The sequence below is a fragment of the Streptomyces zhihengii genome, assembly GCF_016919245.1.
Taxonomy (GTDB): Bacteria; Actinomycetota; Actinomycetes; order Streptomycetales; family Streptomycetaceae; genus Streptomyces; species Streptomyces zhihengii.
On the sequence record NZ_JAFEJA010000001.1, the window covers coordinates 1,856,991 to 1,880,521 of the forward strand.

Here is a 23,531-nt window from a genome sequence, read left to right on the forward strand (position 1 = left end):
CGACGGCGCGGGGCGGGGGTCATCCGGCCACTCCCACGGCGGGCTGCCCGGACGGCGTGCCTGCGGCCGCCTCGGCGGCGGCCCCGGCACGGGCGCCGTCCGCGAACTGGGCCGCGGCCAGGCGGCCGTAGAGGGCGTCGTCCCGGACGAGTTGGGCGTGGGTGCCGACGGCGCGCACCCGGCCCTCGTCGAGGACCACGATGCGGTCGGCCTCGACCACGGTGGAGATGCGGTGCGCGATGGCGACGACCGCGCAGCGGCGGGCGATGCGCCGCAGGCTGTCGCGCAGGGCGGCCTCCGCCTCGGAGTCGAGGTGGGCGGTGGCCTCGTCGAGGAGGATCACGGCGGGCTTCTGGAGCAGCGCCCGGGCCACGCAGAGCCGCTGCCGCTGGCCGCCGGAGAGGCCGATGCCGTGGTCGCCGAGGGGTGTGTCCAGGCCGTCGGGCAGGGCGGCGACGACGTGGGTGAGCCCGGCGAGTTCGACCGCCTCCTCGATGTCGGCCTCGGTGGCGTCGGGGGCGGCGTAGACGATGTTCTCCCGGAGGGTGCCGCGCATCGCGGCGCTGTCCTGCTGGACGTAGCCGACACCGTCGCGGATCTCGGCGGTCGACAGGTGCGCGATGTCCCGGCCGTCCAGCAGCACGGCTCCCCGCCCGGGCCGGTAGAACCGCTCGATGAGCTGGAAGACCGTGGTCTTGCCGGCGCCGGAGACGCCGACCAGTGCGGTGAGCCCGCGCCGGGGGACGGTGAAGGAGACCGCGTCCAGGACGGTCCGGTCGCCGTAGCCGAAGCCGACGTCGCGGAACTCGACCGCCGGGTGCCCGCCGTCCGGGGCGGGCGACGCGGCGGCCGGGCGGCCGCTCGCGTCCGGCACCGGAGCCGGGGCGGTGCCGGAGCCGCCGTCGGGGGCCGGGGCGTCCTCCTGCGGGATGCCGGCCAGTTCGTCGACGCGCTGCACGGCGGCCCGGCCCTGCTGGTAGGTGCCGAGCGCGAGGAACACCAGGACCAGCGGGGAGACGAGGTAGAAGAGGTACATCGTGAAGGCCGTGAACTCGGCGACGCTCAGGGAGGTGGTCGCCACCCTGGCCATGCCGATGCCCATCACGGCGGCCAGCGAGGCCTGGAGGCCGACGTTCAGCACCGGCGAGAAGAGGGCGTTGAGCACGGTGACCCGGTTGCCGGAGCGGCGGACCGTGTCCGCGCGCGCCGCGAGCCGGTCCTCCTCGCGGCCCTCGGCGCCGGCGGCCTTCACGGTGGGCAGGGCGGCGAGCACCCGCTGGAGGTCCGCGCCGAACTCGCCGGTGTCCGCCCGGTTGACCAGGGCCGCCCGGCGCAGCCCGCGGGCGACGCCGATGGAGGCGACGCTGGCGACGCCGAGGCAGCCGACGGTCACCAGCAGCAGCCAGACGTCGATCAGGGCCATCATCACCACGCCGCCGAGCACGATCAGCCCGTTGAGGAGGATCTGCGCGAGGCTCTGGGTGAGCGCGATCTTCATCAGCGCGGTGTCGCCCACCAGCCGGGTGTGCACGTCGCCCTGGCGCTGGGTGTTGAGGTACGAGAGGTCGGCGCGCAGCACCCTGCCCGAGAGCAGCACCCGGGCGTCGCGGACGATGTTCTCGCCCGCCCGGCCGATGAGGCATCCCTGGGTGGCGGAGAGCGCGGCGTCCGCCACGAACAGGACGGCCAGCAGGGTGACGAGGAGGGCGATCGGCTCCTTGCGGCCGACCGCCTCGATGAGATGCGCGACGAGCTGCGGCTGCACGAGGGTGGAGGCCACGCCGAGGATCCCGAGCAGCACCCCGCCCGTCAGGAACCGGGCCTGGGCCCGGGTCAGCTGCGCGACGAGCCCGCGCGGCGCGGTCGCGGTCGAGGTCGCGGTCGAGGGCGTGGTCGCGGCCGTCTTGGTGGTCGCGGCCGTCGTGGTGGAGCCGGTGGTGGTCGCGGTCGTGGTGGTGGTCATGACCGCTCCGTACGGCCGGCGTGGACGAACCGGCTGATGTGGACGGCGCTCCGGGCGGCGACGAACGGCCCGCCCGACCAGTCGCCGTGGAGGCTGACCCGTTCGAGTCCGGCTTCGGCCGCGTAGGCCTCGATGTCCTCCGGGGTGGTGAGCCGTGTGATCTCGGTTCCTATCCGCGTGCCGTCGGGCTCGTGCAGCAGGTGCGAGGTGTGCCAGAGCCCTTGTTCGGCGAGCAGGGTGGAGTAGGTCTGGAGCCCGGTCCCCGGTTCGGGGTAGGGCGCGAAGAAGGAGGTACGGCTGAGTCCCTCGTGCAGCGTGTGGACGAAGCCCGGGTTGTGGGTCTCCACGACGAGGGTCCCGCCGGGCGCGAGACGGCGCGCGGCCCCGGCGACGGCGGCGCGCTGGCCCGCCTGGTCGAGGACCAGGGACATCGTGCCGCAGACGCAGTAGACGAGTCCGTGGCGGTCCTGGGCGTCGTAGGTGCGGATGTCGCCGTGCACGGGGGTCACGGGGACCCCGGCTTCCCCGACGGCGGTCCGCAGCCGTTCGAGCATCTCCGGGGACGAGTCCACGCCCACGACGTCACCGGTGAGACGCGCGAGCGGTATCGCGATACGGCCGGTGCCCACACCGAGTTCGAGGGCCGACCCGCCGGGATGCCAGCTCGCGAGTGCCGCGGCGGTGCGGTCGGCCGAGCCGTCCTGGGGGAACAGCCGGTCGTAGAAGTCGGCGAAGACCCTGCCGTAGCCGATGTCCGCGATCACGGGGGCGGCGGTGTCCGAGGGTGCGGTCGCGGTGCTCATGCCTGCTCGCTTTCTGCCGCCGCGGCGGACGGGGTGCGCATCGGTGTGTAGGGGGAGACGAAGATGATCTCCGGCTCCTCGGAGTCGTCGTAGCCGGCGTTGCGGGCGAGCGTGAACTGGAAACCCTTGATGCCGGTGGCGCCCGAACGTTCGATGCCGTCCCGGAAATAGGCGCTCAGGATGCGGTATCCGGGCAGGGCCCGGGCCGTCGTGAACCCCTTGTCGAGGTGACGCATCACCTCGGTGCCGAGGTCGAAGACGGCCTTCTCGGCCCGGCGGGTGGGGAACCAGACGATCTGATGGGCCCTGCGCCCCGCGATGACCTCCACGGGCGCCCAGTCGGAGGTCTCCCCGGCCTCGTCGAGGGTGCGGCAGTAGAACTGCAGGTCGTGCTGGGCCGGAGTGGGCGCGAAGAAGCGCCAGTTCGGGAAGAGGTTGGAGAACACGTCGAGCCGGGCGAGCCTGCTGAACGGCGGCAGCGGATGCTGGGTGCAGAGGGTGCCCACCAGCAGCAGGCCGGCGAGCAGTCGCACGTTGCCGTCCGTGCCGCCGAAGTGACGGGTGAGCAGTCGGCGGGCCGGGGCGGTGGAAACGATGCCGGTCATCGGGCTCCCTCCTGGCCGGCCGGGGCGGAGGACTGTCCCGCGCCGGCGGACGGCGCGGCCGGGGTGGTGTCGCCGAGGAAGGCCACGAGGCGGCGGACGGCCTCGCCGGCGAGCTGCGGGTCGGTCAGGATGCCGTCGTGGTCGGCGTTCTCGACGACGGTGCTCCGGACGGTCCGGCCGTCCCGGTGCGCGTCGGCGAGGTCCTTGTGCAGGAGCAGGTGGTCGGGGTCGCGGTCGACCGTGTGCTGGGCGGACAGCACCAGGGCGTGGGCGTCCAGAGGGGGCAGTGGGCCTTCGAAGGAACGGAAGTCCCGCTCCGCGGCCTGCCATTCGCGCAGTGCGGCGGTCCACATGCGATGGTCCGTGTACTCCGCCATCGCCCTGCTCCGCACCGGGGCGGGCAGGTTCCGGATCCAGGCGGGGGTCTGCATGAGGACGCCGAGGCCCGCCCGCAGGCTGACGGACGTGGAGCGGATCAGCTCCTCGACGAGCCGGGCGTTCGCGCCCTGCTGGCTGGACCGTTCGAGCTGCTGGGGATGGGAGCTGTCCACGTAGACGACGGAGTGCACCCGCTCGCCGAGCCGGACGGCCGCCCGTCGGGCGAGCTCGCCGCCGAGGGAGTGTCCGACCAGGGAGACCTGGCGTCCTTCCGGCACGGCTGCCTCGATCAGGTCGACCAGGTCGTCCACCGACTCGCCCAGGTGGTACGGGGTCGGGGCGTGCCGTCTGCTCGCTCCGTAGCCGGCGCGGCTGTAGGCCAGCCACTGGCGTCCGTCGGCGTTGAGGGCCCTGGTGTACCAGCTGAAGTGGGCGGGCAGGGCGCCGAGTCCGTGCACGAGGACGGCGACCGGGCCCTCCCCCTTCGGGCCGACCGTGCCGTCGTGGGCGAGTTCGTTCCCGTGGCGGGTGGTGACCGTGGTGCCGAACGGGTGGTCGGTGGTCCGCAGCCGGCGGTGGACCGCCACCGCGGTCGCCGCGGTCGCGGCGCCGGCCAGCAGCAGGGCCGCGGCCACCGGCATCCGGTCGTCCCGTCCGGCGGCGGCGGGATGGCTGCGGGGCGTGCTGGTGTACGCGACCATCGGGTGCATCGAGACGAAGGCCGGGATGAACCTGCCCAGTCCCATGACGGAGCCGTTGGCGACGTGGAAGGCGGCGGCGCCGGCGATCACCGGGCGGGCCAGCAGACCGCCCTTCAGGTACAGCACCGGGAACAGGCACTCCATCGCCAGCACCCCGTGGGCCAGGGCCCGTGCGGAGCGGGGGTGGCGGCGGGCCAGCCGCCACGCCTTCTCGTGCCCGTAGGTCCTGGTGCGCAGGACGCCCGTCAGGGCGGAGCCGGTGCGCCAGTCCTTCCCGAGGAGCTTGATCCAGCCGGACACCACGTACGACAGGTTGGACTGGATCGCCACGTACCACACCAGCGCGTCCTGGGCGGCGGGCGAGGGAGCGAGCCGGGCCAGGCCGGTCGCGGTCTGCACCAGGTTGGACGCCTGGTCGGAGCCGTCCGTGCCGTAGCGGTGGGTGGGATAGAGCAGGGCGCCGCTGAGACCGAGGAAGAGGTTGGCCGCTCCGCGGGCCCGGCTGTCACCCGGCAGGAGGAGAGCGGCGCTCGCGGCCACCCGGGCGGCGTGCAGGGCCCGGCTGGTCCGCTCGTCGGCCACGACGTCGAGCAGCCTCCGCAGGGGCCTGCCGGAGTGGGCGTGCCCGCGCCGGGCGAGTGCCCAGTCGTTCAGTCCGCCCGACCGCTTCTGGTCCGCGATGGTGAGGTGCTCCAGGCTGGACAGCAGGGAGGTGAGCGCCGCGATCCGTTCGGAGGCGCCGATGGCCTGGCCGCGGGAGAGGGGCAGGGGGCCGGTGAGGGCCGAGATCACCGTCCGGGCGGTGGGCCCGGAGGCTCTGAGCTTGGCGAGGCGAGCGAGCATGGAAGGTACTCCTGGCGGACGTCGGGCAGGGCCGGCCGGATGAGGGGCGTCGGCGTACGGACTGCCCGGATGCGGATGCGCTCCGGTGCGGGAGGCCGGTCCCCGGACGTCTGTGTCACTGCGGGACTTCGACCTCGATGGGGGGCTCCATGGTCCCGCCGTCACGTCCGGCCTGGAACGCGTTCACCAGGGCCACGCCGATGATCACGCCCGCCACCACGGCCGGGGTCGTGGCCAGGACGGGGACGCGGGCGGTGACGAACCGCCCCTCGGGGTCGTCGATCCTGATGTCGGTGAGGGCACCGGGCTTCGTCAGGAAGGAAGTGTCGTTCATCTGGTTCTCCTTGTCCGTCTTCCGCTTCGGGTGGGGGCGGCGGTCACTGGACGACGGGCTCCTTCTCGCCGATCGCGTCGCAGAGCGCCACACCGACCGCGACGCCGGCGGCGAAGGCTCCCGCGACGACCACGGGCGTGGCCGCGACGGGGACCGTGCCCATGGCGGTGTGACCGGGGTCCTGCTCGGTCAGGGGGCTTGCTGTGGCCGGGACGGCCTGGAAGACGGCAGCGTGCATGGACTTCCTCCTGGGGGGTGTGAAAGGGGGTGGGGCGATGTCGCGGGGGCCGTTCAGAGCCACGGCTCCTGGGTGCCGCCGTCGCCGATCGCCGGACCGATGACGGCCTGCGGGACGACGACCACCGAGGCGATCGGGCCCGTGGCCGGTCCGGGGTGCCCGGCGTCGTGCTCGGACAGGGCGCCCGTCGTGGCCGGGGTGGCGGGGCAGGCGGAGGCCGCCGCCCGGCGGGTGCCGGTCACTGGAGCTGGGGTTCGGTGGTCTCGCCGATGATCGCCCCGGCCGCGTAGGCGATGACCACGGCGGCGGCGACCGTCGCGATGACCTGGGTGGCGGCGATCGGCGCCGCGCCGCCGAAGGTCTGCCCCTCGGTTCTCTCGTCGAGCGGGCCGACGGCGGCCCAGCCCGGTGTTCCGACCTGTTGCACGTTCCCTCCTCTGTCAGCCTGGACGGCACCCGGAGACTGCCGCCGCAGGTCGGTACGGCAGCGCGGCCCACCGGACCCCGGGGGGCCCGGCCGGAACGCTGGCGTCTGTGGCGTCAACGATGGCCGGGCCACCGGCCCGGGGGAAGGCCGTCGGCTGGCACGAGGCTGCACGGCGGCCCGCAGGATGGTGCAGGCGCGGCACCGCCGGCGCCGGCGCGGTTCGGGTGGCACGGAAAGGTTTCTGACGGAGCGTCGGGGAACCGATTCGCTCCGGCCCGCGTGTGGGAGTGAGAGTCGGCTGTCGTCACAGCCGTCCCAGTGTTCACACAGATGGAACGGGGAATTTGTGCGTATCACCGCAATGGCACGACGGGTCGCGAAACCCTTGACGGCCCTCGCCGCCGCCGCCGCTCTCGCCGGCACCGGCATCCTCGCCGGGGCGTCCAGCGCCTCGGCCGCCACCACCTGGCAGGCCATGGACTCGGTCTGCAAGACGTACACCGCCCTCGACGGCGTCACGTCCAAGGGCAAGATCTGCGCCGAGGTGCAGAAGCGCGTCACCGACACCGGCTCGGTCACGGGATACCGGGGCAGGGTGGTCCTCACCCCCGCAGGCGGTTCCGGGATGAAGCCGACCACCTACCACTGGAACACCGGCGCGGGCCTCTCCCAGGTCTGCACGGGCGGCTGCGCGACGCAGACCGCCGCGTGGACCTCCGCCTGGTCGCCGGTCCACACGGCCGGCTCCGGACCGTACAAGGTGCAGGGCGAGTTCGAGGACGGCTCGCTGTGGGACCTCGCCGCGTCCTGGAGCGCCTGGCAGACGGCGGCCGAGAAGTGCCGCACCTACACGGCCGGTGTGGCCTGTGTGCGCTACGAGGTGCGCAGCTACCGCGGCACCCTCCAGGAGCGCAGCCGCTTCACCTACGTGCCCTCCAAGGGCGGTTACATCGTCCCGCGGACGGTCGGCGTCGGATCCGTCATCGACGGCAGCACCACGGGTGTGACCAGCGTGCTCTGCCCGCCGTGCACCAAGCAGACGGCGTCCTACTCCAAGACGGTGAGCCGGGACACGCCCAACCCCGGCAGCGTCAACGAGTACCACGCCACCGCCGTGTTCGATCAGCCCAACGGTACGACGACGACCCTGAAGGCGGCGATCACCGGCTGACGCCGGCCCGACCGCCCACCACGAGGGCCCGGCCCGCGGACGCAGCAACAGCGCCCCGCGGGCCGGGCCTTCGCCCCTCCCCCGCGCAACGGGGCGCGGACGGGGGCCGATCGCGGGTGGGACACACTGAGGCAGCCCTGATCACACGAGCACACCGGGAGCACACCCCTTGAGCAGCAACACAGTGACCCTGCACTCCGGGCTGAAGCGGACCAGAGGCCCGGACGCGACGAAGGTGACCGAGATGGTCAGCTTCTCCGACACCTCGGGGCCGGCGCCGTCGGCCGTGTACGTGGAGCGCGAACTCCCGCAGGGAGGAGTGCCCGCGTACCTCGCGGCCCGGCGCGGCGGGGCCCGTTCCTTCGCCCTGTGGACCGACGAGTGGCGCCGGGAGCGGGTGGCCACCGTGGTGACCCTGTCGGCCGCGGGCGGCGTGTCGACATACCAGGTACTCGGCGCGTACGGCGAGGTCGTCGGCACCATCACCCGTGAGAAGGCGCTCCGCGGCAAGGGCCTGCGCACCCGCTGGACGGTGCACCCGGCCGGCGCCTCGAAAGCCGTCGGCTACAAGGGCAGGATCGTCTGGTGGTGGCTGTGGTGGCCCCTGCTGCCCTTCATGCTGATACTCCTCCTGGCCACCGTCCTCGACAGCGTCCCGGGCAACGAGGGGGGCATGGCACGCGCACCCCGGCGCATCCGGTGGCGTGCCGAAGGGCAGGTCCCGCTGGAGTTCCGCTCCCGGGGCAACAAGCTGCACCTCCACTCCCCCGGTGTGGACTGGCGGCTCGGGGCCGCGCTGATCTCCCTTCTGCGCAGCTTCCACGCCGACGCGTGGGACGCGTCACCGGTCTGACCGAAGACGCCGTGCGGCCGCCCTCCGCGGTGGCGGCGACCGCCCCGGGACCCCTGCCCCCGGGGCGGCGCCCGGCCCGTGCGGCGGGGCGGCCGGCCGGGCGCGCCGACGGGCAGGTCCCGTCGGCGTCCCCGTCGGCGTCCCCGTCGCGGGCGACCAAGCCGCTCCGCCCACCGCGCGGGCGGCGGCGGTGTGCCGGACGGACTCAGACCATGGCAGCCGGGTACAGGGGTGTGTGCACCCCGTCGGGGAGCACCAGCGTGGGGTGCCCGACCATGTGCAGCATGGGCAGATCGGAGGAGTGGTCACCGTAGGCGTGACAGTCCCCGGCGCCGATCCCCGGATGGAGTTCCAGCAGTTCGCTCACGAGGACGCACTTGCCCTCACCGATGGCGGGACGGCCCAGCAGCCGACCGGTCAGCAGGCGGCCGCACCGCTCCAGTCTGGCCCCGAGCACGTACTGGGCCCCGACCGCCCGCGCGACGTGCGGGATCAGCGAGGGGAACGATCCGGACACCAGTGCCACGGCCGCCCCGGCGGCCCGGTGCCGGCGCAGGGCGTCGACCGTCTCGGTGATCCAGAAGTCGGCGGCCGCGCTGCGCCGCTCGTACCACCGGGCGGCCTGTTCCTCGACCTCGTCGACCGGAGTGCCCCGCCACGCCCGGTGGTACTCCCGGTTGGCCTCCTCCCGCGACATGCCCCGGGTCATCCGCGCGTAGAGGTCCACGAGGAACTCGTCGGTGGCGCTCTCGCCCTCCGGCCCGTCCCGTAACCCGTTCCAGTGACGGAGGAACTCCACCCCGCTCCTGCAACGGATGAGAGTGTCGTCGATGTCGCAGAACACCAGGTAGGCGGGCGCGGTGTCGTCCTGCGGGGACATTCGTACGATGGTCATGACGCGGATACCTCCGTCAGCGTGGTGAGCGGTACAGCGGACATGGAGTCGTGGTCGCCGAGCGCGGAGAAGACGAACGCGGCGTAGGCCATCGCCGCCGCCTCCCTGCGGAGCATCTGGTGGGCGGCGACCGTGTGGACGTCCCGCCAGCCGCGTTCGATCGGACCGGGCCGGCAGCCGGCACTCATGCCCGCGGTCCGGAAGAGGCGTTCGACGCCCTGCAGGAGCAGATCGACGGCGGCGGCTGATCGGCGGCGGTTCCTGAGCACGTCGCCCTCGTCGCGTACGCCCGTGTCGGCGGCTCTGGCCGTGGCGAGGAGGAGGAGTTCCGCGGCCTCGATGTCGTCGGCCGAACGGGCCAGGGCGTGGTGCAGGCGGCTGCCGTCGTTCTGCGGGAGTTCCCGGGCCTGGGCACGGGCCGCCCAGACCGACCAGGCGGCCAGCACGCCGCGGGCCGCGCCGAGTGCCGGAGCGCAGAAGAGGAGGCCGCCGGCGAGGTGGGCGGGGACGGTGTGGCACCGGGAGCGTCCCGGTCCGGGCGTCCCCGCCAGCAGATCCGCCATGGAGAAGCTGCGGTGGTCCGGCACGAAGGCGCCCTCCAGCACCGCGGTGTGGCTGCCGGTGCCGCGCATCCCGCTGCTGTTCCAGGAGTCCCGCACATGGAAGTCGCCCTTCGGCACCGCGAACATGCGCGGCCCCGCCGCGCCGGGCTCGGGTGCGCACAGCAGGAGCCAGTCCGCGAAGTCCACCCCGCTGACGCACTCCCACTCGCCGCTCAACCGCCGGCCTCCCGGCAGCCGGCGCGCCCGGCCGGACGGCCTGACCGAGGCGCAGATCCGGACGTCCGGGCCGTCGGCCCACAGTTCCCGCTGGCCCGCGGGCGGCAGGTAGGCCGCGAACCTGCTGTGGGCGGCCCACAGGACCGCGCACCATGCCGACGAGGCGCATCCCTCCCCCACGGCCGCGGCCGCCGTGAGCAGGCTCTCGAACGTCCCCTCCGGACCACCCCAGGCACGGGGCACGAAGTGGCGTGCGAAGCCGGCACGGGTGAGGAGCGTGACGGTCTCGTCCCCGAGCCTGCGGGCGTCGTCGGCGACCGCGGCCTGGGTGGCCGCACTCTCGACCGCGGCCAGGACGGGCGCGGAGAGCACAGGGCCCAGGTCGTCGGCCCGTTCCTCAGCCGGATTGTGACGTTGAATCATCTGGCGGGCACCTCAATCGATGAATAGAATTCGTTCACGAACGTATCTTTTGCACTTCGGTTCCGTTACGGAGCCGGCACAGAAGGGGAGCGTCATGCCCAAACAGGCACGTGCCCTGCGGACCTACGACCGCGTCCTCGACGCGGCCGCCTACGAGTTCGCGCGGTACGGCTACGCGAACGCGAACCTGCAGAACATGGCCGACCGCGTCAGGCTGACGAAGGGCGCGCTGTACGGCCACTTCGCGACCAAGGAGGACCTGGCCGTAGCACTGGACAACCACTTGTCCGACGCGCTGGGCGAACTCCTCGCCGAAGCAAGGGTCCTGTCGTGTCCGGCACCGAGCCGCCTGCGGTCACTGGTCACCGGCCTCGGCCGGCTCTTCGGTACGGATGAACGGGCCCTCGCCGCGCTGCGCCTGTCCGCCGAGACCGCCCGCTCCGCCGGCAGGCCGATACCCCTGCTGGCGGAAGCGCACGGTCTCGTCCTGCGTCTGGTGCGCGAGACTCAGAAAGCGGGCCACTGGAACGCCTCGGTCCCCACCGTCCCCCTGGCCGACCTCATCATGGCGGCGCTCCTGGGGACGTTCCTGACGGAGACCGGCCCCGACTCCGACCACGGGCGGGCGGGCACCGAGGGGGCCGATTCCATCGACGCGATGTGGGAGGCCCTGTCCCGGGCCCTCGACGACACCCCCGCGCACTGAGCCGGGCGGCCGGGCCTGCGGCGGATCACCAGGAGGCGAATCCCGCCCGGGAGGGACGATCGCCCACGCGCTGCCACCTCATGCCCGCGCGGGCCAGCAACTTCTCCCCCTGACGGGCCGCGACGAGCAGGGTGCACCCGTCGGGCGAACTCTCGTCGAGCTCCAGGAGGATCTCCTCGCCCAGCTCGCCGAAGGCGGCGCAGTCCAGGGAGAGGGCGGCCAGGGCGAAGGCCTGGCCGGCGTCCGCACTCCGGGACGCCTCATGAACGGTGAGATGGCCCAACTGCCGGAAGCCCTCCAGCATGACCATCAGCGGTACGTGATCGGTGGGGTGGTCGAAGAGGACCGCGTGGTCACGGTCGACCCGCAGGCCCCACCGCCGGCCGAGGCCCCTTTGCAGTACACAGTCCTTCCAGCGCAGCCGGCCCACCCGGCCCGGCCCTGCGATTGCGGCGTCCGGCACGGGACGAGGTGAGACCTTCCCGTCACCCGCGGCCGGACGCCCTCTTAAGAGCCCGTAGCGTCTCTCGTCGACCACGAGTCCCCGGGTGTGACCGCGCCCGCAGGGCCGGCCGTCGACCGTGAACGTCACGTCCAGGCGGGCCCCGGCCGTCCGTCCCCGCCGGTCGCGCTCCTCCGTCCACGTCCCGCACAGGACCACGGACGACGGTACGCTCCCGACCCGGAGCGCGGCCAGGTCCGTGATGTCGAAGCTCACGTCCTGACCGATGAAGCGGGAGCCGAGGGGCACACCGAAGTACGTGTGGGCCCCGTAGAAGTACGCCTGGCGAAGCGTTTCTGCGCATAAGAGCGGGTCGGCCAGCCCGTTCTCGTCCGGGTGGTACAGGGCGTGGTCGCGCGGCCACTGAGCCGCCACCGAGAACGTGTTCGTACCGGTGCGGACACCGTCGGTGACGAAGACCTCGGCGACGGCGGTGCGATGCACCAGTTCGCGCGTGACGGGCTGAAGGAAGCTGAGTACTTCGTTCTCCGCGCCTGGGAAGGGCGCCTGCGTGGTCCTAGGATCATCGAGTACGACGAACATCTGAATATCTCGCCTCTCAGCTGGAGTGACCCTGCGAGCGAACAGACGTGCCAAGCTCTTTGCGGAATCATTAATATACCTGCGCGAAGGTATATTGCAAGGCTCACCGCGTTGCGCTTCCATGGGGCAACTGCTCGCAACGACAAGGGGGTTGGGGCGGGTCAGATACCGGACAACCAACGCGGCACGATATGGACGCCATGAACAACGAGCGCAATGACCGGAGGGCCCGCCTCATGGCGGTCCCCACCTTCGACGACACTTCGCACCCCAAGCAGGAACGTGCGATCCGCACCCGCGCGACGATCCTGAACGCCGCCGCGGCGGCGTTCGCCACCGACGGCTTTCCTCAGGTCACGATCAAGGACATCGCCAACGGTGCGCACATGACGAAGGGAGCCGTCTACTTCCACTTCCCCAACAAGGAGGCGCTCGCCGTCGCGGTGCTGGAGGAGTTCTACCGGCGGATGCAGCGGACCGTCGACGGCGCTCTGGAACACGGTGATCCCGCATCGCTGGCGACCTTCGTGGAGCTCCTCCGGCGCATCGCCCGGGTCTTCCGCGAGGACGTCTACATCCACGCCGGGGCCCGGCTGCAGATCGAACGGCCCTACATCAAGGCCGAGCTGCCGGTCCCGTACGTGGGCACGCTGGACGCCATGACCGAACTCCTGCACAAGTGCCGGGCGGCCGGCGAGCTTCCCGCGGACAGCGACCCCGAGGCCCTGGCCCGGACGCTCGGCGCCGCGGTGTTCGGCGCCCAGCACATGTCCTGGGTGATCAACAACCGCGAGGACCTCGTGGAACGCGTCGAGGAGATCATCGATGCCTTCATCCCGCTGCACTGAACGCGCGGCTGCCCGGACCCCAGGGGTCCGGGCAGCACGGGCATGGCACGGGCCGGGCCGTCACTCCTTGACGAAGGCCAGCAGATCCTCGTTGAGCCGCTCGGCGTGGGTGGCGAACAGGCCGTGCGGAGCGCCCTCGTACGATACGAACCGGCTGCCGCCGATCAGCTCCGCCGTCCGCGGGCCGCACAGGTGGTAGGGCGCCGCGACGTCCTCGGTACCGTGGATGACGAGCGTGGGCAGGGTGATCTCGGCGGTCTCCGCGCGCTGGTCGGTGGTGAACAGCGTGCGGTAGATCTCCGTCCCCGCCCGGGGCGAGGCCTCGAGGCCCGTGCTCACCAGCCATCGCGCGAGTTCGGCTGAGACCGGCAGGTCGGCCGGATCCGCGTTCGGGCCGCCGAAGAACGGCACCGTGCAGTCGCTCAGCCACTGCGCACGGTCCCGCCGGATGGCATCGGCCATCTCGTCGAAGAGGGCTATGTCGAGCCCTTCCGGGTTGTCCTCCGTCCGCAGCAGGAACGGGGTCGTGGAGGCGACCAGTGCCAGCTTCGCCACTCGGCCGGCGCCGTACCGGGACAGGTAGCGCACGGCCTCACCGCCTCCGACCGCGTACCCCACGAGCACCGCGTCCCGCAGGTCGAGATGGTCGGCGAGGTCGGCGAGATCGGCCGCGAGGGTGTCGTAGTCGTAGCCGTCCCAGGGGGCTTCCGAACGCCCGCAGCCCCGCCGGTCGTAGGTGATGCAGCGCAGTCCCCGCTCGGCGAGGAACGACGCCTGGAACTCCCACATGCGGGAGTCCATCATGGCTGTGCCCAGCAGGACGACGGGGCGCCCGGCACCCCAGTCCTTGTAGTGAAGACGGGTGTCGTCCCTGGTCGTGACGTACGGCACGGGCGTTTCCTTCCTCTGGTGGGTTGCCTGTGAGTCCCCGGTGACGGGTGACGGCGCATCAGCCGCGGGCTGCGCGCCCCGGTGCGGCCAGCACCAGGGCCGCGGCGGCGAGGCCGAGCGCGACGAGCGGTACGAGCGTCAGCGCGAAGGCGTCCGGGTAGGCGTCGGCCGAGTTGCCCGCCTCGGCGAGCGCGGGGAAGAAGACCGATCCGGCGACCGCCACGCCGAGGGCCGCTCCGCCCTCCTGCGCGGTGTTCATCAGCCCCGACGCGGAGCCGGCGTGCTCGGGCACGGCCGCCCCCAGCACCAGGTTGGTCAGCGGTCCGGTGGTCAGGCCCATGCCCAGTCCGGCGACGAGCAGCATCGGCAGCAGCCAGAGCACGCTTCCCTGCGGGCCGAGCCCGTCGGCCGTGAAGGCGATGGCGGTGTAGCCGACCGCGAGGGTCAGCGGACCGCACGCCACCGTCCGGGCGGACAGCTTGCCGGCGAACCGCGCCGACACCAGCGAGGCGCCGAAGTAGCCGGCGCCCACCGCGAGGAAGACGAGGCCGGACTCCAGCGGCGACAGGCCCATGCCCTGCTGGAGGTAGAGGGCGAGGATGAAGAAGAACGACCCCATGGCCAGGAAGTAGACGACCGTCGCGGCCAGGCCCACCGTGAAGAGGCGGACCCGGAAGAGCGCCGGTTCGATCAGCGGCCCCGCGTCGTCCGCGGCCCGCCGGCGAAGGTGCAGCACGGTCACCGCGACCAGGACGGCGGACCCGGCCAGGCAGCCCCAGACCCACACCGGCCAGTCCCGCTCCTGGCCCTCCAGGAGCGCGAACACGATGAGCGCCAGGGATCCGGTGACCAGCAGGGCGCCCAGCAGGTCGAGGCGGGTCCCGCCGGCGCCGCGCGACTCGGGGATCACGCGCTTGACGAAGGCGAGCGAGACCAGGCACAGCGGGACGTTGATGAGGAAGATGGTCCGCCAGCTCAGGCCCGCCACGTCGACGCTGATGAGAGCCCCGCCGATGAACTGGCCGAAGACGCCCGCCAGTCCGACGATCAGACCGTAGGTGTTGAAGGCACGGCCGCGGGCCGCACCGGTGTAGACGGTGCCGATGATGCCGAGGACCTGCGGGACCATCAGCGCGGCGCTCGCGCCCTGGGCGATGCGGGCGACCACCAGGACGTCGATCGTCGGCGCGAAGGCGCAGACCGCCGAGGTGACCATGAAGAGTGCCATGCCGAGCGAGAACATCCTCCGGCGGCCGTAGAGGTCACCGAGACGGCCGCCGGTGATCAGGCCCGCCGTGAAGGCGACGCCGTAGCCGACGACGATCAGCTGCGCCTGGGCGGCGCCGGCCTGGAGGTCCGACCGGATGGCCGGAACCGCGACATTGGCGATGAAGAAGTCGAGAACGGTGATGAAGGTGCCCACCAGCACCACCACGAGGGCGCCGACGGAAGGGGTCGCCCCCGGTTCCGGGGCGGACCCTCCCCCCTCCTCGACGACGAGGTCCGGGCTTGCTTCAGAGGTCATTCCGACTGCGCTCCTGTGTTGTGTTCCGTGATTCGTGTGCTGCTCGGTCACCAGGTCACGGGGAGGTGTGTCACCCCGTGGAAGACGGTGCCCCGGCGGAAGACCGTGCTCGGCTCGGCCGCCAGCCGGAGGTCCGGGAAGCGCCGCAGCAGGGTGCGCAGGGAGAGTTCCATCTCCATCCGCGCCAGCGGAGCGCCCTGGCAGTAGTGCGGGCCGTAGCCCCACTGGAGGTGGGCGCCGGTGTCCCGGTCCAGGTCGATGGTGCGGGGGCAGGCGAACACCGACTCGTCGTGGTTGCCCGCGGGGACGGAGATGACCACCGCGTCGCCCTTGGAGATCGGGACGCCGCCGAGATCCATGTCCTCCAGCGCCTGGCGGACCATCGCGTCCTGCGAGATCGACCAGTAGCGCATCGACTCCTCGACGTACTGCGGAACGAGGGCGCCGTCGTCGGCGGCCACCTTGGCGAACAGGCTGTCGTCCTGCAGAAGTCCCAGAATGTTGAGGGCGATCTGGTTCGTGGTCGTCTCGTGGCCCGCCACCAGTACCAGCCGGGCGATGCCGACCAGTTCGTCCATGGTGATCGCGCCGCTCACATGATGCACGACCAGCCGGCTGATCAGGTCGTCCTCGGGCCGGCGCGTCTTGCGGCGGGCCAGCTCGGCGAGGTAGTCGGACATCTCCACGAACGCGGCGTACGCCGTGGCCGGGTCCTCCTGGGAGATGACCACCCGGGTCTTCTCGATGAAGAACGGGGAGTCCTCGTCCGGGACACCCAGCAGCCGGGCTATGACCAGCGTCGGCAGGGTCCGCGAGAACGCCGCGTGCAGGTCCGCCGGCTTCCCGAGCTCGGCGAACCGGTCGAGGAGGTCGTCGACGAGCCGCTGCACCGGCGCCTTGAGCCCACGGACCCGGCGCATGGTGAACTCGGTCTGGATCAGTCCGCGGAGCCGTGCGTGCTCGGGGTCGTCCAGGCGGAGGAACGAGCTGGGGTTGCTGCCCGGGGGTAACTGGATGCGCACCGGCGCACCGGGCCGCCGTTCGTCCGCGCTGAGCCGGGGGTCGGACAGGGCCTGGCGGACGTCGGCGTACCGGGTCACCAGCCAGGCCAGCCGCGACTCGGTCGCGCCCTCCGGAATGCGTACGGCGCAGGGCGGCTCCTTGCGCAGTTCGTCCAGGATCGGCGCCGGCTCACCGTTCTCGGTCCGGGCGAACGGCCAGTCCAGTACACGGGTCTGGGCATCGAGCGACATGGGAGAACCCCTCTGGGTGTCGGATGTGCTTCTTCACGTTCATGACGTGCCGTGCCGGAAGCGGGACGACCGCCCCCGTCGAGCGCGTGCCCGTGTCCGTTCAGTCCAGGAAGGCGGCCTCGATCCAGCGGCGCACGCCTGTCCTGCGCATGCGGTGCAGACGGTTCACGGTGTCGGCCACCCGGCGCGGTCCTCCCACGGACAGGAACTTCTCCTGGACCATCTCGGAGTGCCGGGAGCGGGTGTCCGGGCCCGCGGCGCCGACCGGGATCAGACGGGAGCGGGACACGGTCCGGCCGTCCGCCAGCCGTACGACGACCCGGGCGCCGGTGGCCTTGGTGGAGCGGGAGAAGTCCCGGCCGCCGGCCTCCAGGTCACCCAGGAGGTCGACCAGCTCGTCACCGCCGAAGCCGCGCAGCCACGGGATGGCCAGCGGCCCCGCCTCGCGCACCGCCTCGCCGAACGGCGCGTCGGAGAGGAAGAGTTCACGCGTCATCGTCGTGTCGTGCTCGAGCCTCACCCGGCGTGCCAGCTCCCAGCGCACGGGGTCGTCCAGCCCCGGTGCCGAGAAGTCCTCCACGGAGAACCCGCCCGTCAGCAAGGTGGTCGCGACCGGGTAGGGAACGTCCAGGACGAGTGCGCCCAGCGGGGAGCGCGGCCCGTCGACGTACCGGGCCGCGCGCTCCCCCGCGAACAGCGTGTACAGGGACGCCTCCACCACGATCTCCCGCACGTCCTCCGGGCGCAGCGGGCCGATGTCGCGGTGGATCTCGGCGGCGCAGTCCACGGCCGCGTCGATCCCGGGGCCGCCGGGGTGCATCTTGAACGAGAGGGTCTCGGTGTGCCAGCGGCGGCCGAGGCCCTTCGCCACCGCCTGGGGCAGCGGAACCGTCGCGAACCGGTCGAGAAAGCCGTCCTGGTGTTCGATGATGTCGGGGGCGCCGCGCAGTCCGGCGGCGGCGGCGTCGCACGCGTCCATCGCGGTGCGGACCGGTGTGAAGGTGTTGAACAGGCGTGCGTCGCTGGCCAGGAAGGCGCGCATCAGCGGCCAGTTGGGCATGGCGAAGGCGAGCCCGAAGGCGTTCTCCCACTGCTCCGCCGGGGCCCGGTCGCAGTGCAGCCGGCCGGCCACCGCACCGGCCAGGTGCGTGTGCACGGCGCTCTGCCCGCGCAAGGGGCCGAGGGTGGCCGCGGCGGTGATGCGGGCCGCGCACTCGTTGGCCGCGACGACAGCGGTCAGCAGGGACAGCCCGTCGAGCTGGCGGGCGTAGGCGAAGGCCAGGGGCACGGCGACGGTGGAGTTGGACAGATGGCCGGCGTAGGCGGTGTCGTCGAGGTTGAGCCAGGAACCGAGGGCCGCGAAGACGCTCGCCGCGGTGCGCGGGTCGCGCTGCATGGGGTGTCCGAAGGCGGCCACCAGGCGGCGTCCCAGGGGATGCTGGAGACCCGCCCGGATCGAGGCGACCTGGGAGAGCACCTGGCTGGCCGCGAGCTTGAGGACACGGCAGGGGATCTGCTCGGGACGCAGGTTCGCGGCCCAGTGGGACAGTTCGCGCAGCGGTGTGTCCGCGGGAGGGCCGAAGCGGCCGGCGGACCTCGCCGGGATCCCCCACTGCTCGCACAGGGCCCTGGCCACGCTTTCGCTGAGTACAGCAGCCGTCATGGCGCGACATACCTTCTCTGCAGTCGGACGCGGACGGGCGGGGCGCCGGTGTTCCGGATGCCCCGCCCGCCACGCATGCGGGATCAGGCGCCGGGGACCTTGTCCAGGAACCCGTAGACGCCGCTGATGCGGCCGTCCTCGCCGGTGACGAGGACGTCGAAGCCGATCGCGATGGGCTCGGCGCCCGCCTCGGTCACCAGGCCCCACTGGAAGCGGGCGATGTTGTGGTGGGTGTCCACCGCTCCGTGCAGTTCGAAGGAGAGCCCCTTGAACTGGTCCTGGGCACCGGCGACCACGGCCGCGAAGCCCTCGTGTCCCTCGACGGCGGCGAGCGGGTCGATGTACGGGGCGTCCGGGGCGAAGAGCTCGGCGATGCCCGCCGCGCGCTTCTCCGCGTCCGTCTCGTTCCACAGCGCCAGGTACTGGGTGACGGTCTGGGTGAGGTCGCTCATGGCGGTCTCCTTCTTCATGTGATTGCGGTGAACTGCCGGGCCGTCAGGTGTGCCGGCCCGGCGGGGGAAGCGAGGTGGGGAGGTCAGGGCGGTCCCGAGGCGGGAGCCCATACGGCGAGGGCGCCGGGCATGACCTCGAGGGTCGCCGACGGGCCGATCCCGTGCTGGTACTCGCCGTCGTGCTCCAGAGGCAGCCGTCCGCCGTCGGTGCGTTCCACGGTGATGGTGCGGCCGCGGGCGTAGACGGTGTCGGAGAGTCCCATGTGGGACGCCGTCCTGGTGAGTTCGGGAACATCGGCGGCGGGCACGCCGCCCCCGATGACGCAGACGTCGAGCAGTCCGTCGTCGAGGAGCGAGTCGGGCAGCACGAGGTAGCGCCCGCCCCGGTAGCGACCGCCGCCGACGTTGGCGAGGACGGTCGGGCCCTCGTGCACCACGCGGCCGTCGACGGTGACGCGGCCCGGGTACGGGACGTACGCGGCCGCGGTGTCGGCGAACGCCTTGGTGTACAGATCCCTGCCGGTCAGGGGGATGTCCCGGGCCCTGATCAGCGCGTCGGCGATCACACCGGAGCAGGCGCCCAGGTAGACGCACTGCCCCGTCTCCGCCAGGCGCGCCAGGTCGAGACGCCTCAGCCGGACGCCGCCCGAGGCTCCCGAGTCGGTGAGGACCGCTTTGAGTGACTCGGTCCAGGGGCGCTCGCCCCACAGCATCTTGTAACCGGAGTTCCCGGTACCGCCGGGCACCACGGCGAGCGCCGCGCGGCCGGGCACGGAGGCCAGTGCCTGGACGACCTCGCGGACGGTGCCGTCCCCGCCGATGACGACCACCAGGTCGGGCGCGTCCGTCCCTTCCAGGGCGCGGCGCACGGCGACGGTGGCGTCGCCCGGTGCCGTGGTGAGGTGGACGTCGACATGCTCCAGACCGCCGGCGCACAACTCCGCCACGTCGGACACCAGTCGGGGGCTGTGACTGCCGGAGGCGGGGTTGGCCAGTACCAGGGCCCGGGTCGGGCCCTGGTCTGTGGCGTTGACTGCCATCGGGCTTACTCCTCGGGTTCGTGGGCACCGGTGGGGGGCGGGGCCGGGCCCGGACGGTTGCCGGGCGCGGCCTCCACCACAGTGCCGAAAGGTGCTGACACGTCTCTGACGTGCTGCTGACGACCGGAACCGGCCGTCGGATGTCCGTCGGGACGGTCAGCGGGCGGCCGAGGCGACGACCCGTTGCAGCCGCTGGGCGAAGTGCGCCGTGACGGCCTGGGCGTGGGCGTCGATGTAGAAGTGGCCGCCGGGGTACTCGCTGTGGCCGAGGTAGGCCGGGCTGCGCTCCGCCCACTCCTTCATGGCCTCCGGGTCCTCCTGGAGCGGATCGGAGCGGCCCCCGTAGGAGGCCAGCGAGCAGCGCACGCCCGCCGCGTCGTCCACGTACTGCGCGGCGACCCTGAGGTCGGCCCGCAGTGCCGGGACCACCAGGGCGAGCATCGCCGGGTTGTCGTAGACCTCGGCGGGGAAAGACCCCAGGCGCTTGATCCACTCGACGAGCTCGGGCTCCGGCATCCGGCTCTGCTCCTCGGTGGGCGCGTACCAGCCCACCGGCGACCAGCCGGACATGCCGACCATGACGGGGGACGGTCCGCCCTCCTCCTCCATCCGGGTGGTCAGCCGGAAGGCGAGCTGGGCGCCGAGGCAGTGTCCGAAGAAGGCGAACGGCCGGTCGTCGAGCTCGTCGAGCACGGCCTCGTGGAGGGCCTCGACCAGCGGGTCCCAGTCCTCGTACATGGTCTCGGTCCGGCGGTTGTGGCGGCCGGGCAGGGTCACCGCCTGGGCGGCGATGTCGGCCGGGAGCAGCTTCTCCCAGTCGCGGTAGATGATGGCGCCGCTGCCCGCGTGCGGCAGCAGGAACAGCCGTACGGAGGCGTCGGGGGACGGCTCGACGGGGTGGAACCACTGGCCGGTCCGGGACATGTCCATGCCTATGGCGCTGGTCACGGTGTCGTCTCTCCTTGGGTGAGGGTCCGGTCGATCTCGCGGACTGCGGGGAGCAGCACCTCCGCGACCTCCTTGAGCTGCGCCTCCGGTTCGAGGGAGCCGATGCGCAGGACGAGGTGGCGGGCGCCGGCGCGGACGTAGCCGCCGAGCCATTCGGCGCACTGCTCCGCGCTGCCCCAGCCGTAGGCCTGGATGGCCGACATCTGGTCGAGCGAGCGCCCGTAGTAGTGGCGGATGTAGTGCTCCAGTTCCGCCTTGGCGGCGCCGGCGTCGCTGTCGACGGTGATCGTCGCGTAGAGCGCGGGGGTCACGGCGCCGGGTCCGCGGCCCGCTTCGGCGGCCAGTTCGGCGATCCGCCGGGTGGCTCTGCCGTACGCGTCGGCGTCCGGCAGGAAGGGCAGCCAGCCGTCGTAGCGGGTGGCCGCGCGGGCGAGCACCTTCGGGGTGTCGCTGCCCGCCAGCCACAGCGGCGGGCCGCCGGGGGTGGCGGGGCTCGGCAGCCGGTCGAGCCGGTCGGCCTGCCAGTACTTCCCCTGGAAGCCGGTGGGGCGGCCCGGTTCGCCCGCGGACCAGGCGGTGCGCCAGAGGTCGGCGATCTCGTCGAGGCGGCCGACCCGGCCGGTGAAGGAGGCTCCGACGGAGGCGAACTCCTGCTCCGTCTCGGGCATCGGGAATCCGGAGCCGAGCCCGAGGACCAGGCGGTCGCGTGCGACATGGCCGAGGCTCGCCACCATGTTGGCGCCGATCAGCGGGTGCCGCAGGGCGGGGGTGAGGGCGGCGGTGCCGACGGTGATCCGCTCGGTGGCGGCCGCGGCGGCGGAGAGCACGACGAGGGGGTCGAGACGGGGACGGGCGGTCAGGGAGTCGCCGGCCCACAGGGAGTCGAAGCCGAGGCTCTCCGCCCGGCGGGCGAAGTCCAGGAGGGGGGCCGCCGCGTAGCTGCCGTTGATGGCCTGCTCCCTGGTGGGGAGCAGGATTCCGATGCGCAGGGGTCCGCCCGGGGACTGCGGGCGGTCGTGGGTGAGCGTCTCGTCGGTCGCTCGTCCCGCGGATGTCCGCGCCCCTTGCGGGGCGGGGCCGGGCCGTTCGGCGTCCATGGGTGCCGCTTCCTTCCTTCGTTCTGCCGTCATGTCGGTTCAGACCAGCGGGTCGCGTGCCGGGGCCGCGAGCCGCTCCCGCACGGCGCGGCGCAGGATCTTGCCCGACGGGTTGCGGGGCAGGGCGTCGACGATGTGGTAGCCGCCGGGGATCTTGTAGTCGGCGAGGGTGCCTCTCAGGAACAGCAGGAGCTCCCGGGGGGTCGCGGTGGCACCGGGGCGCAGGACCACGGCGGCGTGCACCGCCTCGCCCCAGCGGTCGTCGGGCAGCCCGACGACGGCGGAGTCCGCGACGGCGGGGTGCGCCGCGAGCGCCTTCTCGACCTCGGCCGGGTAGATGTTCTGCCCGGCGACGATGATGGTGTCGTTCATGCGGTCGCAGAGGTACAGGTAGCCGTCCTCGTCGAGGTAGCCGGCGTCGCCCATGTGCAGCCACTCCCCCACCAGGGTGCGGCCGGTGGCTTCCGGGAGGTTCCAGTAGCCGAGCATCCGGGAGGGCGCGCGGACGCAGATCTGGCCGATGGCCCCGGGCGGCAGTACGGTGCCGTCCGGGGCGACGACCTTCACCTCGTTGCCGGGGCAGGGACGGCCGACGGACTCCAGGACCGGGCTGCCCGGGTAGTGGTCCTCGGGCGGCAGGCACACCGCCACACTGCCGGTCTCGGTGCTGGCGTAGATCTGGGCGAACTCGCAGTCGAAGGTCTCCAGACACTGCTTCAGCAGCGTCTCCGACATCGGGGCGGCCCCGTAGCAGACCTTGCGCAGGGAGACGAACGCGTCCGGACCCGCCGTCCGCTCGCCCGCCATCATCTGGAGCATGGCGGGCGCGGCGAAGGTGGTGGTGACCCGGTGGGCGCGGATCAGGCGGACGGCCTCCTGCGGATCGAACTGCGGCATGATGACGCTGGTGCCGCCGGCGTTGAACGTGTGCATGAACCAGCCGATGCCCGCGATGCCGAAGCCCGGCAGCGAGATCAGGGCCACGTCCTCGGGCAGCCAGTCGATCCAGGCGGCGCCGTGCTCGCGCATCGCCCGGGGCAGGGTGAAGAAGCTGCGGTGGGCGAGCACGGCCCCCTTGGGCAGCCCGGTGGTGCCGCTGGTGTAGATCTGCACGACCGCGTCGTCGGGCCCGGCGCCGGTCTCCAGCTCGGTGTCCGGCAGGCACGCGTACCAGGCGGGCAGCCCGGCGCCGCGGGCCGGCTCCCCCTCGGCGTCGGTGCCGTCGACACGGATCACCGTGTGGAACTCGGGCAGATGGGGGCGGACCTTGGCGGCGGTGTCCCAGAACTCGTCGTCGACGAAGAGCAGGACGGCGCCCGAGTCGCGCAGGATGTGGTCGACCTCGTCCGGGGTGAGCCGCCAGTTGACCGGGACGAGGACCGCGCCGACCTTGGCGCAGGCGAGGATGACGAGGTAGTAGTTCTCCGACTCGCGCCCGAGGTAGGCGACCCGGTCGCCGCGCCGCACACCGCTGGCGTGCAGGGCGTGGGCCGCGCGGTTGCTCTCACGGTGCAGCTTGCCGTAGGTGGTGGTCCGGCCCTCGCAGACGATCGCCGCGTGGTGCGGGCGGCTGCCGGCGTGGGCGCGGGAGGTGTGGGCGAGCGTCCAACTGGCGTTGTCCGCGATGGTCATGGCGTTCATGGAGTCCTC

Annotated in this window: 24 protein-coding genes; 4 read left to right on the forward strand and 20 right to left on the reverse strand. The window is 72.6% G+C overall.

Annotation, left to right across the window (positions count from 1 at the left end; translation table 11 throughout):
* Positions 1-19: 19 nt before the first annotated feature.
* From JE024_RS07695 to JE024_RS07730, 8 genes are all read right to left on the reverse strand, one after another.
* The gene (locus tag JE024_RS07695) at positions 20-1,963 is read right to left on the reverse strand and encodes an ABC transporter ATP-binding protein (protein ID WP_205372889.1); all 1,944 of its coding nucleotides are present in this window, start codon (positions 1,961-1,963) and stop codon (positions 20-22) included.
* Complete coding sequence (locus JE024_RS07700; RefSeq protein WP_205372890.1) at positions 1,960-2,766, reverse strand: class I SAM-dependent methyltransferase; 807 nt, start codon at positions 2,764-2,766, stop codon at positions 1,960-1,962. Before JE024_RS07700 ends, JE024_RS07695 begins: the two co-directional genes overlap by 4 nt.
* Positions 2,763-3,371 carry a hypothetical protein gene (locus JE024_RS07705; RefSeq protein WP_205372891.1) on the reverse strand — a complete coding sequence of 203 codons (609 nt, stop codon included), beginning with the start codon at positions 3,369-3,371 and terminating at the stop codon, positions 2,763-2,765. The genes JE024_RS07700 and JE024_RS07705 overlap by 4 nt, the downstream gene beginning before the upstream one ends.
* A complete protein-coding gene (locus JE024_RS07710; RefSeq protein ID WP_205372892.1) occupies positions 3,368-5,293 on the reverse strand; it encodes an alpha/beta fold hydrolase in 1,926 nt (641 codons plus the stop codon). The genes JE024_RS07705 and JE024_RS07710 overlap by 4 nt, the downstream gene beginning before the upstream one ends.
* A gap of 115 nt (positions 5,294-5,408) precedes the next feature.
* A complete protein-coding gene (locus JE024_RS07715) occupies positions 5,409-5,627 on the reverse strand; it encodes a hypothetical protein (protein WP_203184762.1) in 219 nt (72 codons plus the stop codon).
* Positions 5,628-5,670: 43 nt separating this feature from the next.
* Entirely contained in the window at positions 5,671-5,865 is a 195-nt protein-coding gene (locus JE024_RS07720; RefSeq protein WP_205372893.1) for a hypothetical protein, read from the reverse strand.
* A 53-nt stretch (positions 5,866-5,918) separates the two neighbouring features.
* Positions 5,919-6,107 (reverse strand): hypothetical protein, encoded by a 189-nt coding sequence (locus JE024_RS07725; protein ID WP_205372894.1) that lies wholly within the window; start codon positions 6,105-6,107, stop codon positions 5,919-5,921.
* Positions 6,104-6,292, reverse strand: a complete 189-nt coding sequence (locus JE024_RS07730; protein ID WP_205372895.1) for a hypothetical protein — start codon at positions 6,290-6,292, stop codon at positions 6,104-6,106. Before JE024_RS07730 ends, JE024_RS07725 begins: the two co-directional genes overlap by 4 nt.
* Before the next feature lie 346 nt (positions 6,293-6,638).
* Here JE024_RS07730 and JE024_RS07735 point away from each other — a divergent pair, with 346 nt between their 5' ends.
* Both JE024_RS07735 and JE024_RS07740 read left to right on the forward strand, forming a co-directional pair.
* On the forward strand, positions 6,639-7,463 hold the full coding sequence (locus JE024_RS07735) for a hypothetical protein (RefSeq protein ID WP_244882666.1): 825 nt from the start codon (positions 6,639-6,641) through the stop codon (positions 7,461-7,463).
* 169 nt (positions 7,464-7,632) lie between these two features.
* Positions 7,633-8,316 carry a hypothetical protein gene (locus JE024_RS07740; RefSeq protein WP_244882668.1) on the forward strand — a complete coding sequence of 228 codons (684 nt, stop codon included), beginning with the start codon at positions 7,633-7,635 and terminating at the stop codon, positions 8,314-8,316.
* 205 nt (positions 8,317-8,521) lie between these two features.
* Here JE024_RS07740 and JE024_RS07745 read toward each other — a convergent pair whose 3' ends face one another.
* Together JE024_RS07745 and JE024_RS07750 are read right to left on the reverse strand one after the other, a co-directional pair.
* Positions 8,522-9,211 (reverse strand): HAD family hydrolase, encoded by a 690-nt coding sequence (locus tag JE024_RS07745; protein ID WP_205372896.1) that lies wholly within the window; start codon positions 9,209-9,211, stop codon positions 8,522-8,524.
* Complete coding sequence (locus tag JE024_RS07750; protein WP_205372897.1) at positions 9,208-10,413, reverse strand: acyl-CoA dehydrogenase family protein; 1,206 nt, start codon at positions 10,411-10,413, stop codon at positions 9,208-9,210. The genes JE024_RS07745 and JE024_RS07750 overlap by 4 nt, the downstream gene beginning before the upstream one ends.
* Before the next feature lie 94 nt (positions 10,414-10,507).
* On the opposite strand from JE024_RS07750, the gene JE024_RS07755 reads away from it, so the two are divergent.
* Entirely contained in the window at positions 10,508-11,119 is a 612-nt protein-coding gene (locus tag JE024_RS07755; protein WP_244882671.1) for a TetR family transcriptional regulator, read from the forward strand.
* Positions 11,120-11,144: 25 nt separating this feature from the next.
* On the opposite strand, the gene JE024_RS07760 is transcribed toward JE024_RS07755, so the two are convergent.
* Positions 11,145-12,164: a ScbA/BarX family gamma-butyrolactone biosynthesis protein gene (locus JE024_RS07760; RefSeq protein WP_205372899.1), complete on the reverse strand. Its 1,020-nt coding sequence runs from the start codon at positions 12,162-12,164 to the stop codon at positions 11,145-11,147.
* A 200-nt stretch (positions 12,165-12,364) separates the two neighbouring features.
* Here JE024_RS07760 and JE024_RS07765 point away from each other — a divergent pair, with 200 nt between their 5' ends.
* On the forward strand, positions 12,365-13,012 hold the full coding sequence (locus JE024_RS07765) for a ScbR family autoregulator-binding transcription factor (RefSeq protein WP_244882674.1): 648 nt from the start codon (positions 12,365-12,367) through the stop codon (positions 13,010-13,012).
* Between the two features lie 60 nt (positions 13,013-13,072).
* Here JE024_RS07765 and JE024_RS07770 read toward each other — a convergent pair whose 3' ends face one another.
* The 9 genes from JE024_RS07770 to JE024_RS07810 form a co-directional block, all read right to left on the reverse strand.
* Positions 13,073-13,903 carry an alpha/beta fold hydrolase gene (locus tag JE024_RS07770; RefSeq protein ID WP_205372901.1) on the reverse strand — a complete coding sequence of 277 codons (831 nt, stop codon included), beginning with the start codon at positions 13,901-13,903 and terminating at the stop codon, positions 13,073-13,075.
* Positions 13,904-13,961: 58 nt separating this feature from the next.
* Entirely contained in the window at positions 13,962-15,428 is a 1,467-nt protein-coding gene (locus JE024_RS07775) for an MFS transporter (protein WP_205372902.1), read from the reverse strand.
* Positions 15,429-15,475: 47 nt separating this feature from the next.
* Complete coding sequence (locus JE024_RS07780) at positions 15,476-16,681, reverse strand: cytochrome P450 (protein WP_205372903.1); 1,206 nt, start codon at positions 16,679-16,681, stop codon at positions 15,476-15,478.
* A gap of 100 nt (positions 16,682-16,781) precedes the next feature.
* Positions 16,782-18,344: an MmgE/PrpD family protein gene (locus JE024_RS07785; RefSeq protein WP_205372904.1), complete on the reverse strand. Its 1,563-nt coding sequence runs from the start codon at positions 18,342-18,344 to the stop codon at positions 16,782-16,784.
* Positions 18,345-18,427: 83 nt separating this feature from the next.
* Positions 18,428-18,796, reverse strand: a complete 369-nt coding sequence (locus JE024_RS07790; RefSeq protein WP_205372905.1) for a nuclear transport factor 2 family protein — start codon at positions 18,794-18,796, stop codon at positions 18,428-18,430.
* Between the two features lie 83 nt (positions 18,797-18,879).
* Positions 18,880-19,836, reverse strand: coding sequence for a diacylglycerol/lipid kinase family protein (locus JE024_RS07795; protein WP_205372906.1), 957 nt, complete (start codon positions 19,834-19,836; stop codon positions 18,880-18,882).
* Between the two features lie 156 nt (positions 19,837-19,992).
* Complete coding sequence (locus JE024_RS07800) at positions 19,993-20,760, reverse strand: thioesterase II family protein (protein WP_205376431.1); 768 nt, start codon at positions 20,758-20,760, stop codon at positions 19,993-19,995.
* A gap of 20 nt (positions 20,761-20,780) precedes the next feature.
* Complete coding sequence (locus JE024_RS07805) at positions 20,781-21,881, reverse strand: LLM class flavin-dependent oxidoreductase (protein ID WP_205372907.1); 1,101 nt, start codon at positions 21,879-21,881, stop codon at positions 20,781-20,783.
* Positions 21,882-21,920: 39 nt separating this feature from the next.
* Complete coding sequence (locus tag JE024_RS07810) at positions 21,921-23,513, reverse strand: fatty acid--CoA ligase (protein WP_205376432.1); 1,593 nt, start codon at positions 23,511-23,513, stop codon at positions 21,921-21,923.
* Between the last annotated feature and the right edge of the window lie 18 nt (positions 23,514-23,531).

What these genes read in the sequence shown, in the direction of transcription:
- JE024_RS07695 (WP_205372889.1), bottom strand. Translation starts at nt 1,963, where the DNA reads ATGACCACCACCACGACCGCGACCACCACCGGCTCCACCACGACGGCC.
- JE024_RS07700 (WP_205372890.1), bottom strand. Translation starts at nt 2,766, where the DNA reads ATGAGCACCGCGACCGCACCCTCGGACACCGCCGCCCCCGTGATCGCG.
- JE024_RS07705 (WP_205372891.1), bottom strand. Translation starts at nt 3,371, where the DNA reads ATGACCGGCATCGTTTCCACCGCCCCGGCCCGCCGACTGCTCACCCGT.
- JE024_RS07710 (WP_205372892.1), bottom strand. Translation starts at nt 5,293, where the DNA reads ATGCTCGCTCGCCTCGCCAAGCTCAGAGCCTCCGGGCCCACCGCCCGG.
- JE024_RS07715 (WP_203184762.1), bottom strand. Translation starts at nt 5,627, where the DNA reads ATGAACGACACTTCCTTCCTGACGAAGCCCGGTGCCCTCACCGACATC.
- JE024_RS07720 (WP_205372893.1), bottom strand. Translation starts at nt 5,865, where the DNA reads ATGCACGCTGCCGTCTTCCAGGCCGTCCCGGCCACAGCAAGCCCCCTG.
- JE024_RS07745 (WP_205372896.1), bottom strand. Translation starts at nt 9,211, where the DNA reads ATGACCATCGTACGAATGTCCCCGCAGGACGACACCGCGCCCGCCTAC.
- JE024_RS07750 (WP_205372897.1), bottom strand. Translation starts at nt 10,413, where the DNA reads ATGATTCAACGTCACAATCCGGCTGAGGAACGGGCCGACGACCTGGGC.
- JE024_RS07755 (WP_244882671.1), top strand. Translation starts at nt 10,508, where the DNA reads ATGCCCAAACAGGCACGTGCCCTGCGGACCTACGACCGCGTCCTCGAC.
- JE024_RS07760 (WP_205372899.1), bottom strand. Translation starts at nt 12,164, where the DNA reads ATGTTCGTCGTACTCGATGATCCTAGGACCACGCAGGCGCCCTTCCCA.
- JE024_RS07765 (WP_244882674.1), top strand. Translation starts at nt 12,365, where the DNA reads ATGAACAACGAGCGCAATGACCGGAGGGCCCGCCTCATGGCGGTCCCC.
- JE024_RS07775 (WP_205372902.1), bottom strand. Translation starts at nt 15,428, where the DNA reads ATGACCTCTGAAGCAAGCCCGGACCTCGTCGTCGAGGAGGGGGGAGGG.
- JE024_RS07780 (WP_205372903.1), bottom strand. Translation starts at nt 16,681, where the DNA reads ATGTCGCTCGATGCCCAGACCCGTGTACTGGACTGGCCGTTCGCCCGG.
- JE024_RS07785 (WP_205372904.1), bottom strand. Translation starts at nt 18,344, where the DNA reads ATGACGGCTGCTGTACTCAGCGAAAGCGTGGCCAGGGCCCTGTGCGAG.
- JE024_RS07790 (WP_205372905.1), bottom strand. Translation starts at nt 18,796, where the DNA reads ATGAGCGACCTCACCCAGACCGTCACCCAGTACCTGGCGCTGTGGAAC.
- JE024_RS07795 (WP_205372906.1), bottom strand. Translation starts at nt 19,836, where the DNA reads ATGGCAGTCAACGCCACAGACCAGGGCCCGACCCGGGCCCTGGTACTG.
- JE024_RS07800 (WP_205376431.1), bottom strand. Translation starts at nt 20,760, where the DNA reads ATGTCCCGGACCGGCCAGTGGTTCCACCCCGTCGAGCCGTCCCCCGAC.
- JE024_RS07805 (WP_205372907.1), bottom strand. Translation starts at nt 21,881, where the DNA reads ATGGACGCCGAACGGCCCGGCCCCGCCCCGCAAGGGGCGCGGACATCC.
- JE024_RS07810 (WP_205376432.1), bottom strand. Translation starts at nt 23,513, where the DNA reads ATGACCATCGCGGACAACGCCAGTTGGACGCTCGCCCACACCTCCCGC.